This is a genomic window from Phytobacter massiliensis JC163 (genome assembly GCF_000321045.1).
GTDB lineage: Bacteria > Pseudomonadota > Gammaproteobacteria > Enterobacterales > Enterobacteriaceae > Phytobacter_A > Phytobacter_A massiliensis.
Window position 1 is genome coordinate 143,878 of the sequence record NZ_HE578949.1, and the last position, 19,003, is coordinate 162,880.

Here is a 19,003-nt window from a genome sequence, read left to right on the forward strand (position 1 = left end):
CGTTTTACCGCCTCGCCGAAGGCCTCCACGCCCTGGTAGCCGTCAACGGCGAGCGTCTGCGGAAAGTCGTCACGCAGGCGCTGTTTCAGGGCGGTAAGCTGGTCTGCGCGCAGCGGATCGGGCTGGCCTTGTGGGGTAAGATCGTACCCGCCGTCGCCTCCTAACGTCTGCGTCAACTCAGGGGCGCGGAAATACATTTTTGCCCGCGGCGCGCTGACATGAGGCTGCGAAAACTCAGGGGGCGGGGCCAGAAAGGCGAAGCGAATTTCCAGTTCCGTTACGCTGATGCCTTCCGCCAGCGCCGCGCGGATGGTGCTGGCGTAGCGCCGATCCGCCGCCTGCGCCCAGTAAGCGGCGAGATCGTCCTCCTGCGGCACCCAGCCGTAGCGCTCCCCCAGAAAGCCGATAAAAAAAGGCGGTTGACCCAGCGCACGGCAGCGTTCGATCTCTTCCAGGCAGATTTGCACCGTGCGGCCATTTTTCGCCGCCTCTTCGGTGATCCCCCAACGCAGATCGATCTCGCTGAAATTGACCCCGCGCTGGTAACACAGCTGGCGGATCTGCGGAAAGACGCGGGTCACCAGATAGTGGCGTTCGGCGTCCATGTCTTTGAACGTGGAAGAGAGAAAAACCCGGATTTCACGCTGCTGCATGATCGTCGCCTTTTGTCAGTTAGCCGCCGATGACCTCTACGTCGCGCCCGGTAGTGCGGGTGACCCAGCGCGCATTTTCCTGCAATGTCTCAATCCCCAGGGCGTAGAGCGTCTCCTGCCGATCTTCGGTATCTGGCGTATACGCCCCCGTGCCCGCCATGCGCGTTAGCGCCGTATCAAACAGGTCAGCCGAGCGCTGATAGTCCGCGATATCCTCTTCATAGCCGAGGAATTTCGCCCACGCGGCGCTCAGTGCGGCGCTGGCGATAAGCAGTTCCGCCAGGTGTTCGCCCCACATATTCCAGCTGTGCAGGGTATGCGCCAGATGTTCGTTGAAAAGCCCGGTAAGGCTTGCGCCCAGCACCAGCGCGGTAACCACGATGCCCGCGCCGAAAAGGCCTGTCGCCATCCGTTTCGCCAGCCGGTTTTTGCGCTCTTTGCGCTCGACGTTTTTAACAAAATAGTCCCGCTGATCGCGCACCCACTCCTCTTTCACCTTTTCCAGCGCCTGCGGGAGCGCGGCAGGCTCGCTCAGGGGATAGACGCTCGCCCCCAGCATTGCCCGGCGTACCCAGGCGATATTGTCATGGCTGCGGCGCAGGTAGTGCAGTGAAACGGCGCGGGCGATCCCCGCCTGCCGCCAGACGTTCTGTACCCGCAGCCCTTCTGCCAGCGCGCGCAGATCGGTGGCGTTGCGGTTTGCCTTCGAGCGGTGAACGCGCTTCAGCGCCTGGGTCAACAGAATCAGCAGCAGCAGCGAGAGGGCCAGCGAGGTGATAACCCAGTGCTCGCCGTCGCCCGGCACGCGGTTGCCGACAATGGCCATCAGGGCCGCCAGCGCGAAAATACGGTTATAGCGTTTGCGGATATCTTCCATCTTCGCGTTGGCCAGCCGGTCGACCTGCACGAACGCGGCATGGCTGACATGCGCCGCCGCTGAATCCGCCTCTTTTTGCTGGCGGGCGATATCGCTATTCAGCCGATCCAGCCGTTCAAGGCTGTGATACCAGGACTCCTCCTCTCCCTCTCTGCGCGCCTTGTCGCCTTTGGGCGGCTGCGGCGGATACCAGGAGACAGACGGCCCCTGCGCGCCAGCGGCGTAGACGCCATCGCTGCGGCGAACGTGGACATGGCAGACCAGGCCCGTATCCGGCACGTCCAGCAGGGTGGACTGACCGAGATAGCGCTTAATGCCGGGTAGGGTGTGGGTGAGTTGCTGTAGATCCTGCTGCTGTATGCGCCCTTCGCGGCGGAAATTGACCACCTGTGCGGTGCCGCCGAGGCCGCGGGCGGGCTGCCCGTCCCACAGGGCGAAGAGAATGTGACAGCGCTGCGCCAGATACATGCCGGCTCTGGCATATTGCAGATCGCGGTAGATCGCATCCTGCGGCTGATCGGCATGGGCGATCATCGCCTCGCTGCCGGGAATCACGGTTTCAACGCAGTAAATGCCCCCGGTTTGCGCGGCATAGTCGCAAAGGGTACGAAATGCCGTCACGGATTCGGCGGTAGCGAAATCTTTTTCGTATTCAGCCTGGGCGAAGGGCAGCACAACGTGTAGCGGCAGCCCTTTTTCCATCATGACGCTGGCGAAAAGGCGATCCGCCCCTTCGGCCAGCGAAGAGAGCCCGAGGATCGGGGAGTGAGGGTAACGGGCTTCAATGGCCGCCACCTCCTTTTGCAGCAGCGCTAACAGTAGCGCGGCATCCTGCACATCACGGTGTCCGGTTACGCCAAGCGTAATCGGTAATAATGAGACATTTGTTGGCATAATTATGGTGAATATGTCGAGGAATTTACGCCAATATACGTGCTAATTCCCGCCCGGAAAACTACTAAAATTTCAGGCGTTTCTGAGGGTAAGGCGAAGGGGAATTCCCGGATGCGCTGCGCTTATCCGGGCTACGTGATGACGGTCGGGGTCAGGGCTGCGGCTGATACTCCCACCACAGGCGGTGAAGTTCGTACCACTTATCGCCGGGCTGGGGGAATTTCTCCCACGGCTTATCAATGATGTAATGAATGTTCTTTACCCGCGCCTGATCCCACATCTGCGGATGCTGGAGTGCCAGCGTTTTCAGCGCGTTATAGCCGTAGTGCAGGGGAAGCCAGCGGTCGCGGAAGAATTCATTGAGGAAATCCTGCTCGGCGAAGACATACGCGGAGATATCCGTCAGCGCCAAAAGCTGCGCCAGCATCTGGTCGTAGACCTGCTGGTCCGGCGTCAGCAGCAGAAAACCGCCGTTCAGGTAGTTGTCCACCGTAGCGGGGGGATGTGCGGTCATCTGCGCATCTTCGCACCAGCTGTAATAGCAGTTTTCCGGCTGCCAGCTCGCCGGGTAGGTGGCGATACGGTTGGGGTTGCAGCGGCAGGCGTGGCAGGCGGCGATAAATCCCTCCTGCAAAGGAAGTTCGAAAAGCTCATCCATATTTTGCACGACCAGCATATCGGCATCCAGAAACGCCACCCGCGTATAGTCGGTGAGGGTCCAGACGGCGAGCTTGCTCCAGACGTCGGCAAAGCGCGCATTGGCATAACGGTGCGCCAGCGCCGGGTCAGGGCCGAGCACCGGCACCTCCTTGACCAGGCACGCCTGCGCCGTGAGCTTTTCCCGCGTGGCGGCATCGATGTTCGCGGTGACCATCACCACCAGCGGCCAGGGCGAGCCGCTTTGCCGCAGGGAGCGGCGCAGCGCTTCAACCCCCGGCACGTAACCCGGCTGGGTAAGCAGGGTGACCCAGGCAAAGGCCGGCTGGCTCATGACACCACCTCCGCCATGAACGTGTTGAGAAATTTGCCCTGCGGATCGAGAGCCTGCCGCACCGCTTTAAAGGCGGAAAGCTGCGGGTAAAGCGTTGGCCAGTCGTAGAGGCTGGCGTCGAAATATTTCCCCCAGTGCGGTTTACCCCCTTCGCTTGCCAGCAGTTTTTCCACCTCGCGCAGGAACGCCAGCCCCTCTTCGGAGAGGCTGCCATCCTCCGCGTAGTAGACCACGAAGCCGAAAAAGCAGGTGGGCTGCTGCCAGGAGGGGCTAAGCCATGCTGAGGAAGGGCCGGTGGCGCGCAAAATAATGGGGTAGTGCATATGCGGGCGCGTGGTCGCGTGCCACTCGCGGATGCGTGAGATAACCGCCGGTACCCGCGCCATCGGCACGCCTATCTCAATATTGATTTGCGGGGTGGCTATCCCGCGGCAGAAGACCTGATAGACATCGCCAATAACGTCAGAGAAGTCTTTGAAGCGGGTAACGGTGCGAAACGGCTTGCCGTTCTCGTCGACGATGCGGGTATCGTTGCGCATATGCTGGAGCGTTTTATCCACCGCGGTGTTCATTTCGTCGCTGGTCTCATCCAGCGTCACCAGGTCGCCGTGGTTGTCGCGCCAGACCTGACGTTCCGCCTCATTGGCTTCGCGCGCGTTCCAGACGTGCACTTTGTTCTCTTCCACAAACCACCAGGCTTTGCTGAAGGTCCACTGCAGGTTCCATTCGGGCAGATCGTGCTCAAGTGTTGCATCGCTCACCGCGCTCTTAAAGCAGGTATAAAGCGTGGTGGGGCGGGTGCGCAGCGTAACGGCGCTGATCGCCCCCAGCGTGCCTAACCCAAGCTGGACGGCGGCAAACCAGGGATGCTGGCGGTCTATCTCATGAACCTGCCCGGCGGCGTCAACCAGCCGGATGCGGATAGCTTCATCGCCGAGCGTGCTCTGCTGCATTCCCTGACCGTGCGTGCCGGTAGAGATAGCCCCGGCCAGCGTCTGGGAGGCAATCACCCCCGGGGAGGCGTGCAGCATCCTGTCCATGGAGGTAAGCACTTCAAACACCTCGTAGAGCGGCGTGCCGCCCGCAAAGGTCACGCTCTCGTCATCCACCGCCAGTACGCCGCGCAGGCGCGACAGATCGAGCAGGACATCCTCCGGCTGGCTGATGGCCAGCATTCTGCCCGGCGACATCCGGCTGCCCATCATCCGCACGCGCCCCTGACAGGCGGCGATTGCGCTTTGCAACTGCGCCTCGTTCTCCGGGGCGATAACCGCGCGCTCGGGTGCTAACGTGGCGTTTTGCGCCCAGTTCAGTACCCGCGTGTCGTTCGGGTCCGGCTGGGGCTGGCGGCGGGGAAACAGGGGGGATGGGGCAGTCATGGCAGTTCCTCTGGTAAAAAGTATCCTTGCTGAAAGGATAGCCTGTCGCGCAAAAATGTGACATTCATCGCGCTTATTAAAGCACGATGCTAACGCATAACGTCTTTCTACATGGAGAAAAAGCAGACTTGCACGCGCCATGCTAACTGGCGCGTATCAGGGAGAGATTATTCGACGGTGGTGGCGTTTTCCAGCTGCACAATAAGCTGGCCGAGGGCGAATTTTACCGCCTGTTCCAGCACCGCCTGCGGATCGCCTTCGAATTGACGGCGGATAGTTAATACCCGCCCTTCGGGCAGCACCCAGCCAAACCAGACGGTGCCCGCGGGGGTGCCATCTTCGCCGCCGTCAGGCCCGGCATAGCCGGTCACCGCAATACTCACCGGCTCTTTACTAACCTCGCAGGCCCCGGTCGCCATCTCCATCGCCGTTTGCTGGCTGACGGCGGTCCAGGTCTCCAGCGTTTCGTTGCGCACGTGCAGCAGGCGGTGTTTGGCTTCATCGGTAAACGAGACAAAGCCGCAGCCGTAAAATTCCGGCGTATTCTGCGCGGCGCAGAGCGATTTGGCGATATTGCCGCCGGTACAGGATTCCGCCGTGGTGACGCGCAGTTTGCGGGCAACTAAAATTTCACCCAGCATCCCGGCAAGTTCAATGGGGTCTTTATTCAGCAGTTCACTCAGTCTTCCGTCATCAAACGGCAGGTCTTCATTGTTCGGCATGATAATTGGCGCATCCTCTTGTTATCAGCAAGTGCATTTGAGTATAGCAGCCCCGGTACGTGGCCCGGCGCGGCTACTGCTTAGGGATAATAGAGATATGGCCATTGCGCTCCAGAATGGCGAACTGGATATTGTCCAGCGTGTCGATGCCCTGGTTGTTGCGTGCCGATACCATAATGTCATCGTAGGAGATATCAGCCTCTTTCATCTTTTTGCGCAGCAGCTGGCCGTTCTCCACCAGCACGACCGGCGCGCCGTCAATCATATCTTCCGCGCCGTGAATATACTTTTTCACCAGCCCAAACAGGATATCCACCACCACCAGGGTGATAATGGTCAGCGCCGCGCCGGTGACGGAAAAGTCATTACCCAGCAGAGCCTGCTGGGTGGCTTCGCTAATAATCAGCAGCAGAATCAGGTCGAATGAGGTCATCTGCAATAGCGCCCGTCGCCCGGCGATTTTAAACACCACCATCAGCACCAGATAGATAGCCACCGCCCTTAACACCATTTCCATTGTCCGATCCTCAAGGGTAAATAAACTGACCAATAGCGACGCTTTGCGCGCCGTCCATGCTTATCTGCTGCGTCGAGCGGCCCGGCAGCAGCGGCGTCAGCCCCAGCCAGACATCAAACGCGGCGCCCGGGCGCACGCCGGTATACTCCAGCCTGAGCGCGCCGTTTTCACTGGACATAGACGTCGGTTGCGGTTGTAAGGTGCGGATTTCGTACTGCTGCATGAAATCGCCGCCGAGGGTGATAACCACCCGCTGATGCGCAGGGGAGAGCGCGGTGACGGTCATGTTCATATCGCTCTGCAGGCGGCCAAAGCGCTCGTAGTGAACCGCCAGTTTCTGGTCGCCGCTCTGGCGGGTTTTCTTACTCAGGAAGCCTTCGGAAAAGGCGCCGCACAGGGCGGCTATCACGATAAACGTCAGCAGCACGGCGCCATATTTCTGCACGCAGGCTTCGAAGGTCAGCCAGAAGGGGTTCTCTTTAACCGGGTAGTGTTGGGTATCAGGTTCGGTCTCTTTCACCTTGGTCTCTCCACAACGCAGGGTGATAAGAGTATGGTACAAATTCAGCGTAGCGGGACCCGGGGCGTCACGCGCCCGTGCAGGGCGGGGTTATCGCTTTCGTCTTTCAACCTGACCCCGGTCAGGCGGCGTAAAAACGCCTGCTCCAGCAGCCACGCCAGCTTAAAGGCGGCCGCCTCATAGTTAAGCCCTTCCGGGCGAATGTTGGAGATGCAGTTGCGATCCGACTCCAGCCGCTTGCGCTCCGGCCGCCAGGTAAGATAGACGCCAAGGCTGTCCGGGGAGGAGAGACCAGGGCGCTCGCCAATCAGTATCGCTACCGCCTTGCTGTTAAGGGTTTCGCCAATATCATCCCCCAGCGCTACCCTGGACTGATGCGCCAGCACCACCGGGGCAAGGGAGATGCCCAACGTCTCCATATAGGGCAGAAGGGCTTTGATAAGCCCCACCGACTGGCGATGCACCGCATGGGAGGAGAGCCCGTCGCCCACCACCAGCAGCAGATCGTGGGCGGGAACGCGCGCGGCGGTAAGTGCGCTGCGGCTCTCTTCGCTTAGCATCCGCCCCAGGTCGGGGCGATTAAGATAGATATGCCGGTCCGCCGCCGCGCTGTGCGCCTCCAGCGTTTGCAGCCCTAAAGCCTGCAGCTGCCGGGCCAGCGTCTCGCTGTCAAAGGGCTGGTGGACGGCATCCCGCGCCTGCGCGTGGGCCAGCCCAAAGCGCAGTACTTCGTGCGTCGGCAGGCTGGCGCCGCTGCGCCCGAGGGCGATACGGGCGTCGGTGAATTCGCGCAGCATATTCCAGGCATCAGGTGGGTTCACGAGAGCGCTCCTTGTGGCATAACGGTCAGCAGCGGATGGTTGGCGCCGGTCAGGCGCAGCTGGCCGTGGGTATCGATGATTTGCATCCGCGTCAGCCAGTCGGCAAATTCCGGCGCATGCTGCAGCCCCAGCAGACGCCGGGCGTAGAGGGCGTCGTGGAACGACGTGCTCTGGTAGTTGAGCATGATGTCGTCCGCCCCCGGCACGCCGATCAGGAAGGTCAGCCCGGCGTTGCACAGCAGGGTGAGCAGGGTGTCCATATCATCCTGGTCCGCTTCGGCGTGGTTGGTGTAACAGACGTCGCAGCCGATAGGCAGGCCCATCAATTTGCCGCAAAAATGGTCCTCCAGCCCGGCGCGGATAATCTGCTTGCCGTCGTAGAGGTACTCCGGCCCGATAAAGCCCACCACGGTATTTACCAGCAGCGGGTTGAAATGGCGGGCGACGGCATAGGCCCGCGCTTCGCAGGTCTGCTGGTCGACGCCGTGATGGGCGTTGGCCGACAGGCAGCTTCCCTGGCCGGTTTCGAAATACATAACGTTATTGCCGAGCGTCCCGCGGTTAAGGCTCAGCGCCGCCTCCTGCGCCTCTTTCAGCAGCGCCAGGTTAATGCCGAAGCCGCTGTTCGCCGCCTCGGTGCCCGCCACCGACTGAAACACCAGGTCGACAGGGGAGCCGCGCTCGATCAGCTGGAGCGTGTTGGTCACGTGCGTCAGCACGCAGGACTGGGTGGGAATGGCGAAGCGGCTGATGACGTCATTCATCATATGGTTGAGGCGGTCCAGCACCGGCAGACTGTCGCTGGCGGGGTTAATGCCGACCACCGCATCCCCTGCGCCATACAGCAGGCCATCGAGCATGCTGGCGGCGATACCCTTTAAATCATCTGTCGGATGGTTCGGCTGTAAGCGCACGCTGAGGCGGCCAGGCAGGCCGATGGTGTTACGAAAGCGGGTGATAACGCGACACTTACTGGCCACGAGGATTAAATCCTGGTTGCGCATCAGCTTGCTCACCGCCGCCGCCATCTCCGGCGTTACGCCGGGCGCGATGGCGCTTAAGGTAGCGGCGTCGGCGCGCTCTGAAAGCAGCCAGTCGCGGAAATCTCCCACCGTCAGGTGGCTAATCTGCGCGAAGGCGCTGGCATCGTGGGTGTCAATAATCAGCCGGGTGACTTCATCCTCTTCGTAAGGAATCAGCGGCGTGTCGAGCAGATGGCGCAGCGGGACTTCGGCAAGCGCCATCTTCGCCGCCATGCGCTCCTCCGCCGACTGGGCCGCCACGCCCGCCAGCACATCCCCGGAGCGCGCCGGGGAGGCCTTCGCCATCAGCTCTTTCAGGCTGGCGAACCGCCAGGTGCGGTGCGCCAGAGTGGTGTTATACATTTCGCCTCCTCAGGAGAGCGCGCGCAGCTGCGGGTCCATCGCCGCGCGCTCGCGGGCCGCCGCCGTTTTACGAAACCACATGTAGCCCGCCAGCATCATCAGCGCGAAAATCAGCGCCAGCAGGGTGTTGTACCAGACCATCGCCACCAGGCAGAGTATCGCCATACCCAGCGCAAAGGCTGGGGCGAACGGGAACAGCGGCGCTTTGAACGGGCGCGCCAGGTTCGGCTCGCTGCGGCGCAGCTTGAACAGCGCGGCCATAGAGGTGATATACATAACAATAGCGCCGAATACCGACATCGTCACAATGCAGGCGGTAAGCGGCATGCCGCTGATGGTGATCAGCGAGTCAGAAAAGATGGCGGCAATCCCGACCACGCCGCCCGCCAGGATCGCCAACTGCGGAGTGCGGGTTTTGCGGTTGAGCGTCGCAAGGCTTGCTGGCAGATAGCCGGCGCGCGCCAGGGAGTAGATCTGCCGGGAATAGCCCATGATGATGCCGTGAAATGAGGCCACCAGCCCGAACAGACCCAGCCATACCAGCATGTGCAGCCAGCCGCTGCTGCTCCCGACCACCATTTTCATCGCCTGCGGCAGCGGGTCGTTAATATTCGACAGCGCGCGCCAGTCGCCCACGCCGCCGGCGAATACCATCACCCCCACCGCCAGCACGGTCAGCGTCAGAATACCGCCGCCCAGCGCGCGGGGAATGGTGCGCTGCGGATCTTTGGCCTCTTCCGCCGCCATCGATGCCCCTTCAATCGCCAGGAAGAACCAGATGGCAAAGGGGATAGCGGCGAACATGCCCGGCAGCGCCAGCCCGCTAAAGCTCTCTGCGCCCGCCCAGCCGTTGGCGGTAAAGTTGCTCCAGGAGAAGCCCGGCGCGACCACGCCCATAAAGACCAGCAGTTCGAAAATGGCCAGCAGGGTAACAATCAGTTCGAATGTCGCGGCAATGCCGACCCCCAGGATATTCAACGTCATAAAGATGACGTACGCGCCACAGGCAACCCATTTTGGATCGAGCGCCGGGAACTGTACGTTGAGATAGGCGCCGATGGCCATAGCGATGGCGGGCGGCGCAAAAACGAATTCAATCAGGGTGGCGAACCCGGCAATAAAGCCACCGGTGGGGCCGAAGGCGCGGTAAGCGTAAGCAAAAGGGCCGCCCGCGTGGGGGATAGCGGTGGTCAGCTCGGTAAAGCTGAAGATAAACGCGCAGTACATGGCGGCAATCGCCAGCGCGACAATTAAAAAGCCCAGCGTCCCCGCCTGGGACCAGCCGTAGCTCCAGCCAAAATATTCGCCTGAAATCACCAGGCCGACGGCAATTCCCCATAAACGGAAGCTGCCCAGCGTTCTTTTTAGCGTTGTAGATTCTGTGGTCATGATGCACTGCCTCGCCGTTAAAATTGTAGTGAGGTCTGTGCAAAGGCAGTGCCAGATTCGTAAAGGGCGGTTTGACGCGCGGTGGCAGGGCGATGAACGCCGCAGAACGGGTGATTATGGTGCAGGATGCTCTGTGGTGGTGAAACGCATCGGGATGGGGAAAAATGTTAATGTCTCCCTCTCCTTTAAAGGAGAGGGAGAAAACCAACACAACCCTACGCGCTTTCCGCCAGCTCAAACATGCCGTACGGGTGGATTTGCAGGTAATAGCTCTCACCCACGTCTGGCTGCAGGCGGGTGGCATTCACCTGCAACAAAATACGCTGGCCGTGCCACTCCACAATCACCTCGTACTGCGGCCCCATATAGGCGACATGTTGAATTACGCAGCGCTGGCTCTCTTCGCCGTGCTCGCCAAGGGTAATCGCCTCCGGGCGCACCCCCACTGTGCCGGTGCCGCTGGCGGTGAAGTGGGCAGGGGCGGGGAGGCGGTAGCCATAAATATCAACCGTATCCTGCTGAAACGTCGCCGGGAAAAGGTTGGCATCGCCCATAAAACTCGCCATAAAGCGCGACGCGGGCTGGCGGTAAAGATCCTGCGGCGAGCCAATCTGCATAATATGCCCTTTGTTCATCACCAGTACCGTATCCGATACCGCAAACGCCTCACTCTGATCGTGGGTGACGTATAAAGAGGTGATATTGAACTGCTTTTGCAGCTCGCGGATCTTATCGCGCATGCTGCGTCTTAGGTTGGCGTCAAGGTTACTTAATGGTTCGTCAAACAGCAGCACCTTCGGCTTAAGGATCAGCGCGCGGGCCAGCGCCACGCGCTGCTGCTGGCCGCCGGAAATCTGATCGACATAGCGATCTTCAAACCCCTCAAGATCCACCATCGACAGCGCCTCTTTCACGCGGCTTTTGATTTCCGCGCGCGGCACGCCGAGCATTTTCAGACCGTAGCCAACGTTCTCGCCAAGGGACATATGCGGGAACAGGGCATAGGACTGAAACACCATACAGATGTCACGCTGCTGAATAGAGCGGTGCGTCACATCCTCGCCGTCAATGAATATCTGCCCTTCCGACGGCTTCTCCAGCCCGGCAACCAGCCGCAGCACGGTGGTTTTGCCGCAGCCGGACGGCCCCAGCAGCGTAACCATCTCCCCCTGCGGAATGGCGAGGTTAATGTTATCGATAACGGTATTGTTGCCGAATCGTTTGGAGACATTGCGCAGTTCAACGAAATGTTTTTGTGTCATGGTTGCGCTCCGTTACGCCTGAGTTTTAGCTTTGGAACGGGAGATACGCGCCTCACCGATCAGCCAGTCAAAGATAAAGATGATGGCGAGCATCACCACAATAAGGATCGAGCCGTAGGCGATCGCCACGCCGTACTCGCCGTCTTCCACGCGGTTTAAGATGTAGGCCGTCGCCACGCGGGTGTCCGGCGTCACAAGGAACACAATGGCGCTGACGGTGGTGATGGCGCGCACGAAGCTGTAGATAAGCGCCGAGAGAATGGCCGGGCGCAGCAGCGGTAGCAGGATCTGCGTGATGGTGCGCAGGCTCCCGGCGCGCAGGCTGAGGGAGGCCTCATCCAGCGATTTATCGATCTGGCCCAATCCCGCAATGCCCGCGCGGATCCCTACCGGAACGTTACGCATCACCATCGAGATAATCACAATGGCGGCGGTGCCGGTGAGGTAAACCGGGGCGCTGTTAAAGGCGAGGATATACGATACCCCTGCCACGGTGCCGGGCACGGCAAAGCAGAGCATGGTGGTAAATTCAATGGTCTTTTTACCGCGGAACTGCTGGCGCACCACGACCCAGGCGATCAGCAGGCCGAACGCGGCGGTGATCGGCGCGGCGATGCCGGCGTAGAGCAGGGTGTCGAGCAGCGAAGGCCATGCGCCGTCGCTCATTCCCTGGCCGAACAGCTTAATAAAGTTATCCAGCGTCAGGGTATAATCCACCCCCCAGTTGACGGTAAAGCTGCCGTAGAAAATGCTGCCGTAGAGCAGGGCGTTAAAGGCCACCCATACCGCCAGAATGGCGATGACGCTCCACACCAGCGTCACCGGCAGCGGCTGCACGTCGCCACGGTAGGACTTGCCGGACACCGTGACGTAGGAGCGCTTGCCAATCCACATATACTGGATGCAAAACACCAGCAGGGAGAAGAGCAGCAGGAACGCGCCGAGGGTGCTGGCGGCCTGGTAATCAAGCTGTGAGCCGGTGATATAGAAGTAAATCTGCGTTGCCAGCACGTCGAAGTTGCCGCCGAGCACCAGCGGGTTACTGAAATCCGCCAGCGACTGCACTATAACGATCAGAAAGGCGTTAGCCAGCGCCGGTTTCAGCAGCGGCACAAAGACGCCGTTAAAGGTCTGCCAGCGGCTGGCGCGCAGGGTGTATGACGCCTCTTCCAGCGACGGGTGAATCGTTTTGATAGCCCCATCCAGAATCATAAAGGCCATCGGGGTGAACGCCAGCACCTGTGCCAGCCAGATACCGGTAAAGCCGTACAGCCAGTTGGTGTTGGTGAGCCCAAACCACTCCACCATAAATTCGGTGACGTAGCCGGAACGCCCCATCATCAGCGTGACGCCCAGCCCCACCACGAACGGCGGCGTAACGATAGGCAGAATGGAGAACACCCGGCCAATAATGGCGCTGCGTTTTGCGATGCGGGTGGTGTAGATAGCCAGCACCAGCCCAAAAAAGGTACAGCCGATGCCGACGGCAATCGACAGGGCGATAGAGTTAATGATGACCTGAATGATGTGCGCCTGGGAGAGCACGGTCATAAAGGCCAGCGGCGCGAATTCGCCCGCGTCGTTGGTGAACATCGGAATAAAAATAGCGATGCTCGGCCAGACGATAAAAACGCCGATCAGCGCCACAATGGCAATCAGCGAGCCGATAACGAAACGGTCGCCCCCCAGCCACTCAAGGCTGGTCAGGGCCTGGGTCATTATCGCGCCCAGCGCGACGAATAAGACAATGGTCGCGTAGCCTAAACCGCGCTCTTCGAGGGTTGCGCTGATGACCACAAACGCCATGCAGAGCAGCGCCCAGCCCGCGTCGAAATAGTGGCGACCACGCTGTTCACGCCGGGCCTCGGCCAACGGGCGCAGCAGAAGCACCGACGGCAGCAGATACCACAGCCAGCTAATATTCAGCTGCGACCAGCCATAAGCGTCGACAATTTCGTCGGCGGTGGATTCCATCAGGCCGTAATCAAGGCTCCAGCTCGGCAGCAGGGCGAATGCCAGCCAGCCAAGCAGAACCCAAAGGAAGACCGCATCCCGTTTTTTCACGGGATGGAGAGCAAGTGTCTGTGACATAAGCGTTCCGTTAGTGCAGAGATACCAGCATTACCTCCCCCCTTGCCCACAGGCTGAGGGGGGAAGGCTTGCCCGTGGGGCAGGCTTATTTGCCCATCTTCACGTCGCTAACCCATTTGTTAATGAGCGCTTTGCGGACATCGGTCGAGCCGTATTTATCCATGTCGTAATTGATCAGTTTCAGGTCGTCGAGCTTGAGCGAGTTGGGGGAGGTCTCTGCCGTGGTATTGGTCAGGATCTGATAGGATTTACCTTTCTTCCATGCCAGTTCCTGTGCTTCTTTAGAGAGCGCCCAGTCCACAAACAGCTTCGCGTTTTCCAGGTTACGCGCCCCTTTCAGAATGCTGATGCCGCCGATTTCATAGCCGGTGCCTTCGCACGGGGAGATAAGCTCCAGCGGCGCGCCCTGTTCTTTTTCCAGCGAGTAATCATGCAGGAAGCCAATACCGATGGCCGTTTCGCCACGGGCGGCGTTACGTGCCGGGGCGATGCCGGATTTGGTGTACTGCGAGACGTTGGTGTTCAACTGCTTGAGATAATCAAAGGCCTGGTCTTCACCCCACAGCTGAACAAAGGTCGCCAGCGCGGTGTAGGCGGTGCCGGAACTCTGCGGGTCAGCAATCTGGATTTCGCCTTTGTATTCCGGTTTGGTCAGATCTTTCCAGCACTTCGGCACCGGCAGGTTCTTCTCTTTCAGGCGCTGGGTGTTAACGCCGAAACCCAGAATACCGACATAGACCGCAGAGGAGAGGTTGCCTTTGGTTTTCGCCGGGTCGCGGAATTTCTCCATTATTTGCGCCAGGTTGGGCGACTGATAAGCCTGCAGCAGCCCCATCTCACCTGCCTGAGACTGCGGGTCAAGGGTGCCGCCGTACCAGACATCCGCCTGCGGGTTTTTCTTCTCCGCATCGACTTTTGCCAGCGTGCTGCCGGAGCCGTTACGAATAAAGGAGGTTTTGACGTCATACTTCTCGCCAAAAGCCTGGGTTTCAGTTTCACACATTTCGTTGGTGGCGCTGCAATAGACCACCAGACGGCCTTTTGCCTGAGCCGCGCCGCTGAATGCCGCCAGCGCCAGGCCGGTTGCCACCAGGGTAGAGAGCAGGGTAACTTTCATTGTTTTATCCTTCCTGTGAGGTATAAGCACTGCGAGACGTTGTAATGCCCGCCATCAGTAGCGGCATCAGTAATAAACCCATCAATACGGCGGCGACGGAGAGCAGGCTGAACATGCCCGGCCAGCCGTAGCGTTCAATCACCTGCGACAGCGGCCAGCCCGCCAGCGCCGCCCCAAGGTAGGCAAACAGGCCGAGAAAACCGCTTATCGACCCCGCCGCCGCTTTGTGGCCGCATTCGACGGCGGCCAGGCCGATTAACATCTGCGGACCAAAGACAAAAAATCCGACGCTGAAAAAGCACATCGCCAGTAAGGCATAGTGGTGCACCGGCGCAAGCCACAGCGCGGCGACGGAGACCATCAGCCCCAGCGTAAACAGCAAAATCATCGGCGCGCGCTGCCCGCTAAACAGCAGGTCTGAACCCCACCCGGCGAACAGCGCCCCCAGCAGGCCGCCCACTTCAAACATCATCACCGTGGCATTGGCGCTCAGCAAATTGACGCCGTGGCTCTCCGCCAGCCAGATATTGCCCCAGTCGTTGAGCGCAATCCGAATCAGATAAACCAGCACATACGAGGCCCCCAGCAGCCAGATCAGCGGGTTACGCAGCATGGTGAGGCGCAGCATCTGCCACAGCGGCATTGGCGGGCTCTGCTGCTGCTGACGCAGCTCCAGCGGGTCATGCCGCCATTCCCCCACCCCTGGCAACCCCTCTTCCTGCGGTGTCCCCCGCAGTTGCATTGTCAGCCAGACGCCCAGCGCCATGCTGATGATCCCTGGCGTCAGCATCGCCGCCTGCCAGCCCCACCAGTGGGCGGCGAAGGCGCAAATCAGCGGGATAATCGCGCCGCCGATATTGATCGAGGTGTTCCAGCACCCCCACCAGAAGCCGCGTTCATTACGCGAATACCAGTGGGTTAATAGCCGTGCGCAGGGCGGCCAGCCCCAGCCCTGAAAAAAGCCGTTTAGCGTCCAGACCACCAGCAGGAGCGGCAGCGAGTCGCCAAAAGCGAACAGCACATTCAGCACGCCGGTGGCGAACAGGCCGCAGCCCATAAAAGCACGCTGCCCATGGCTGTCGTGCCACAGCCCGGCGGCAAATTTCGACAGGCCGTAACTGACATAGAACAGCGACCCCAGCAGGCCGATATCGCCTTTATCCAGCCCTAAATCGCTTTGCAGCGCCGGGAGGATGTAGTTCACGCTTTTGCGCGTTAAATAAAACGCGGCGTAGCCCACCACCATGCACAGTAATAAACGGGGGCGCAGCGCCCGGTAACGATGGTCAATGTCAGCAGTGTGCATAGTGGTCTCCGGTTGTCCTGACTATAGAAAGGCACCAACGAAAGCGGATGAGAGAAACTCCCCGGGTGACTAAGAATTTTTCCTGGTCAGAGCGGGTTTTGCTGCAAAACTGTGGGCAGGTTAACAATTACGCGGGTGCCCTGGCGGGATTCAAGCGTTAACTCTCCGCCTAAGGCGTTGACGCGCTCGCGCATTCCCTGAATACCGAAGCCGGGCGTTTTTTGAGTGTCAATGCCGACGCCATTGTCATAGACCTCTAGGGAGAGGCGGCCATCATGCTCACTGAGCGTGATGCGGACTTCCCGGGCGTTAGCATGTTTGCAGACGTTATTAAGCAGCTCCTGCAACAGCCGGTAGAGGGTGAAAACCAGCGTTTCGTTTTCCGGCGGGGCGCTGAGCCGGTAATCGAAACGGCAGACGATGCCGCGCTCGGCGAAGGCGAACTCATTCACCAGGTGATGCAGCGCCTCTTCCAGCGACAGCTCGTCGAGAACCGGAGGGCGAAGCTGGCGCAGCAGCTGGCGGGTGGAGTGGTGGATACGGCGCGCGAGTTCGTTAATCTGGTTGGCCGCCTCCAGCGCCCGTCCGCTTTCGCCGGTGCGTTTCATCAGCTGCGACTGGATCTGGATAGCGGTGATATTCTGGCCTATCTCGTCGTGCAGCTCCCGGGCGAGATTTTTGCGGGTGTCTTCTTCGCTATGAATGAGTTTTTCCGCCAGCGCCCGGCGTGCCGTCAGCTCCGCCTCCAGCCGCTGGCGATAGTGGTGCAGGTTCTGCGCCAGGTGCTGCTGGCGGCTAATGGCGATGCCCAGCCCGATGCCAAGCAGCGCCTGGGTGGCGAGAAAAATTTCCAGCTCCACCAGGTCGCTGAAACCCACCCCTATCTGGCGGGCAATGGTGATGAGCATGCTGCCAAGCAGGCCGGAGAGCACGCCCCCCTGCCAGCCGAACTTCCATGCCATTACCACGTTAGGCAGGAAAACCACGATCAGCAGCAGGCGCTCGATCTGCGGCGACAGCACGATTTGCGTGCCGATACCGATAATAAAGAAGAGGCTGCACCAGATGATAAGCGACGTGCGCAGGGGCGGATTGAGCGTATCGAGACCCAGCAAGTGGTGGCGATGCTGCTGGCGCAGGAATTCGAATATCAGATAGACGAAAGGGGTCAGCAGCACGCCGCCGGTAAACGCGGCAAGCCCAATAAGCAGCGTCGGGCTTTGTAAAAAGGGGGCGAGCAGCAGGGTATAAAGGAGCGCGTTCACCGTTACCGCAGTCAACAAAAGCGTCAGCCGCTGCCAGTACAGGGGAAAACGGTGCCAGTAGCGCTGGGTGACCAGCGCCGGTACCAGGCAGATAAAGGGCGCGGCGAGCATCAGATAGCCGTTGAGCAGTTGTTCGCTGTGCAGCCACAAAATCAGCAGCAGCTGCGGAATAATAAGCGCGGGCCAGAAGCGGCGCGAAAGCAGAATCAGCAGCGCCAGCAGCACGCCGTGCGGCAGAAACAGCACCGCCTGCTGGCCGTTATGGGTAAGATAAAAGCTGAGCGTCCATAGCATCAGCCAGCCTGGCCCCCAGGCGAGCATAATAAAGAGGGAGATGACCCCCTGGCGCCACGAACGCCTCATCCGTGTCCCGCCAGCAAATTGTTATTCAGCGCGAAATGCACCAGCTCAATGGTGGTAGCGCAGTGGAGTTTGCCCAGCACGTTGGCGCGGTGGACATGCACCGTTTTATGGCTCAGATCGAGCTGGTAAGCGATCTCTTTGACGCTGTCGCCTTTCACCAGCAGGTTGAACACCTCCCGTTCGCGCGGGGTCAGCGCCGCCAGCGCCTTCACCGGCTGGATGTCGCCCCGCAGGACTTTCAGCGCGTCGGCGCAAAGATAGTGGCCGCCAAGCCCCACGGCGCGCACTGCCCGCACCAGCTCTTCCGGGCCGCACCGTTTGGTCAGGTAGCCGCAGGCGCCTGCGTCCAGCGCGCTCTGTACAAAGGCCGGGGTGTCATAAATGCTGAGAATAATCGCGCGAAAATCGGGCCGCTGCGCCCGAAGGCGCTTTAGCAAACTGAGGCCGTTTTCGTCCGGCATGGCGACATCCAGCACCGCAACGTCGACGTCGTGTTTCAGTAATGCGGGCCACGCTTCGGCAGCGGTGCTGAACTGGCCGCTGACGGTGATATCGTCCTCAAGGCCCAGCAGTTGCGCGAAACCTGAACGGACGACGACGTGATCGTCTACTAAAACCACACGAATCATAACGCTCTCTCACAATCTAAAAGCTTTATGATGCCGCGTGGTTCGGCGCTGGCAATAACCGGGGCAGGGATATGGAACCGGCGTAACAAAATTGTAATGTTTAATGCAAAATGTTTCTTTCTCAGGCCGCGGTCGCGCGCAAATGGGCCGCGATATAGCGTTCATAACGGTTGGCTTTCAGACAGCTGAGATCCACCAGCACAAGGCCGTCGACGCAATGGTTAAAATCCGGGTCAATGCCAAAATCGATAAACTGCACGCCGCCGGGTTCGCATAGCGCGGAGTACTGTTTATAGAGCGGCGGAATGCCGCAGCCCAGGTTATCCAGCAACGACTTCAGCCGCGTTAAATCTTCGGTGTAATTTTCGCCGGTAAACTGCGCCAGCACATCCGGGAGGGTGGCAGGCCACGGGCGACGCGACGATGCCAGCGGCCATTTTGCCGGAAACCAGAGGCGATAAAAGGCGACCAGTAGATCCCGCGCCGCAGGCGGCAGCCCGCCGGAGATGGAGACCGGGCCAAACAGGTAACGGTATTGCGGATAGCGCGCCAGGTAAGCGCCAATACCCGACCATAAATAATCCAGTCCGTTTCGCCCCCAGTAACGGGGCTGAACAAAGCTGCGGCCAAGTTCGATGCCGTGCTGCAACACTTCCGCCATACGTTCGTCATAATGAAACAGGCTGTAGCTGTATAACCCTTCCGGGCCGTGCGCCGCTACCTGTTGCACGGTCGGCATAAAACGGTATGCGCCGACAATCTCCAGGTCCGTCTCGTCCCACAGGATCAGGTGCAGATAGTCATCATCATATCTGTCGGTGT

At 60.0% G+C, this 19,003-nt stretch carries 17 protein-coding genes; all 17 read right to left on the reverse strand.

Going from position 1 to position 19,003, the window contains the following annotated elements:
* A partial coding sequence (locus ENTHG_RS20660; RefSeq protein ID WP_044184385.1) for a DUF4062 domain-containing protein occupies positions 1–653 on the reverse strand: 653 nt, incomplete at its 3' end.
* Between the two features lie 19 nt (positions 654–672).
* On the reverse strand, positions 673–2,424 hold the full coding sequence (locus ENTHG_RS20665; RefSeq protein ID WP_145973678.1) for a hypothetical protein: 1,752 nt from the start codon (positions 2,422–2,424) through the stop codon (positions 673–675).
* A 151-nt stretch (positions 2,425–2,575) separates the two neighbouring features.
* Positions 2,576–3,415, reverse strand: a complete 840-nt coding sequence (locus ENTHG_RS20670; protein ID WP_044184391.1) for a glycosyltransferase family 8 protein — start codon at positions 3,413–3,415, stop codon at positions 2,576–2,578.
* Positions 3,412–4,794: a D-arabinono-1,4-lactone oxidase gene (locus ENTHG_RS20675; RefSeq protein WP_044184394.1), complete on the reverse strand. Its 1,383-nt coding sequence runs from the start codon at positions 4,792–4,794 to the stop codon at positions 3,412–3,414. Before ENTHG_RS20675 ends, ENTHG_RS20670 begins: the two co-directional genes overlap by 4 nt.
* 167 nt (positions 4,795–4,961) lie before the next feature.
* Positions 4,962–5,516, reverse strand: coding sequence for a 2-oxo-tetronate isomerase (locus tag ENTHG_RS20680; RefSeq protein WP_044184397.1), 555 nt, complete (start codon positions 5,514–5,516; stop codon positions 4,962–4,964).
* Positions 5,517–5,589: 73 nt separating this feature from the next.
* Positions 5,590–6,033 (reverse strand): DUF421 domain-containing protein, encoded by a 444-nt coding sequence (locus ENTHG_RS20685; RefSeq protein ID WP_044184400.1) that lies wholly within the window; start codon positions 6,031–6,033, stop codon positions 5,590–5,592.
* 10 nt (positions 6,034–6,043) lie between these two features.
* Positions 6,044–6,553, reverse strand: a complete 510-nt coding sequence (locus ENTHG_RS20690; protein ID WP_044184403.1) for a hypothetical protein — start codon at positions 6,551–6,553, stop codon at positions 6,044–6,046.
* Between the two features lie 44 nt (positions 6,554–6,597).
* On the reverse strand, positions 6,598–7,374 hold the full coding sequence (eutC, locus tag ENTHG_RS20695; RefSeq protein WP_044184405.1) for an ethanolamine ammonia-lyase subunit EutC: 777 nt from the start codon (positions 7,372–7,374) through the stop codon (positions 6,598–6,600).
* On the reverse strand, positions 7,371–8,759 hold the full coding sequence (locus tag ENTHG_RS20700) for an ethanolamine ammonia-lyase subunit EutB (protein WP_044184408.1): 1,389 nt from the start codon (positions 8,757–8,759) through the stop codon (positions 7,371–7,373). Before ENTHG_RS20700 ends, eutC begins: the two co-directional genes overlap by 4 nt.
* Positions 8,760–8,768: 9 nt before the next feature.
* Positions 8,769–10,148 carry an ethanolamine permease gene (eat, locus tag ENTHG_RS20705; protein ID WP_044184412.1) on the reverse strand — a complete coding sequence of 460 codons (1,380 nt, stop codon included), beginning with the start codon at positions 10,146–10,148 and terminating at the stop codon, positions 8,769–8,771.
* 215 nt (positions 10,149–10,363) lie between these two features.
* Positions 10,364–11,410, reverse strand: coding sequence for a ferric ABC transporter ATP-binding protein (fbpC, locus tag ENTHG_RS20710; protein ID WP_044184415.1), 1,047 nt, complete (start codon positions 11,408–11,410; stop codon positions 10,364–10,366).
* Between the two features lie 12 nt (positions 11,411–11,422).
* The gene (locus ENTHG_RS20715) at positions 11,423–13,501 is read right to left on the reverse strand and encodes an ABC transporter permease (protein WP_044184418.1); all 2,079 of its coding nucleotides are present in this window, start codon (positions 13,499–13,501) and stop codon (positions 11,423–11,425) included.
* Positions 13,502–13,586: 85 nt separating this feature from the next.
* Complete coding sequence (locus tag ENTHG_RS20720; RefSeq protein WP_044184421.1) at positions 13,587–14,618, reverse strand: ABC transporter substrate-binding protein; 1,032 nt, start codon at positions 14,616–14,618, stop codon at positions 13,587–13,589.
* Positions 14,619–14,622: 4 nt separating this feature from the next.
* Positions 14,623–15,924 carry an MFS transporter family glucose-6-phosphate receptor UhpC gene (uhpC, locus tag ENTHG_RS20725; protein ID WP_044184425.1) on the reverse strand — a complete coding sequence of 434 codons (1,302 nt, stop codon included), beginning with the start codon at positions 15,922–15,924 and terminating at the stop codon, positions 14,623–14,625.
* 86 nt (positions 15,925–16,010) lie between these two features.
* The gene (locus ENTHG_RS20730; RefSeq protein WP_044184428.1) at positions 16,011–17,552 is read right to left on the reverse strand and encodes an MASE1 domain-containing sensor histidine kinase; all 1,542 of its coding nucleotides are present in this window, start codon (positions 17,550–17,552) and stop codon (positions 16,011–16,013) included.
* On the reverse strand, positions 17,549–18,181 hold the full coding sequence (locus ENTHG_RS20735; protein ID WP_044184430.1) for a response regulator transcription factor: 633 nt from the start codon (positions 18,179–18,181) through the stop codon (positions 17,549–17,551). Before ENTHG_RS20735 ends, ENTHG_RS20730 begins: the two co-directional genes overlap by 4 nt.
* Positions 18,182–18,302: 121 nt before the next feature.
* On the reverse strand, positions 18,303–19,003 hold a 701-nt coding region (locus ENTHG_RS20740), incomplete at its 5' end, for a GNAT family N-acetyltransferase (RefSeq protein WP_122959184.1).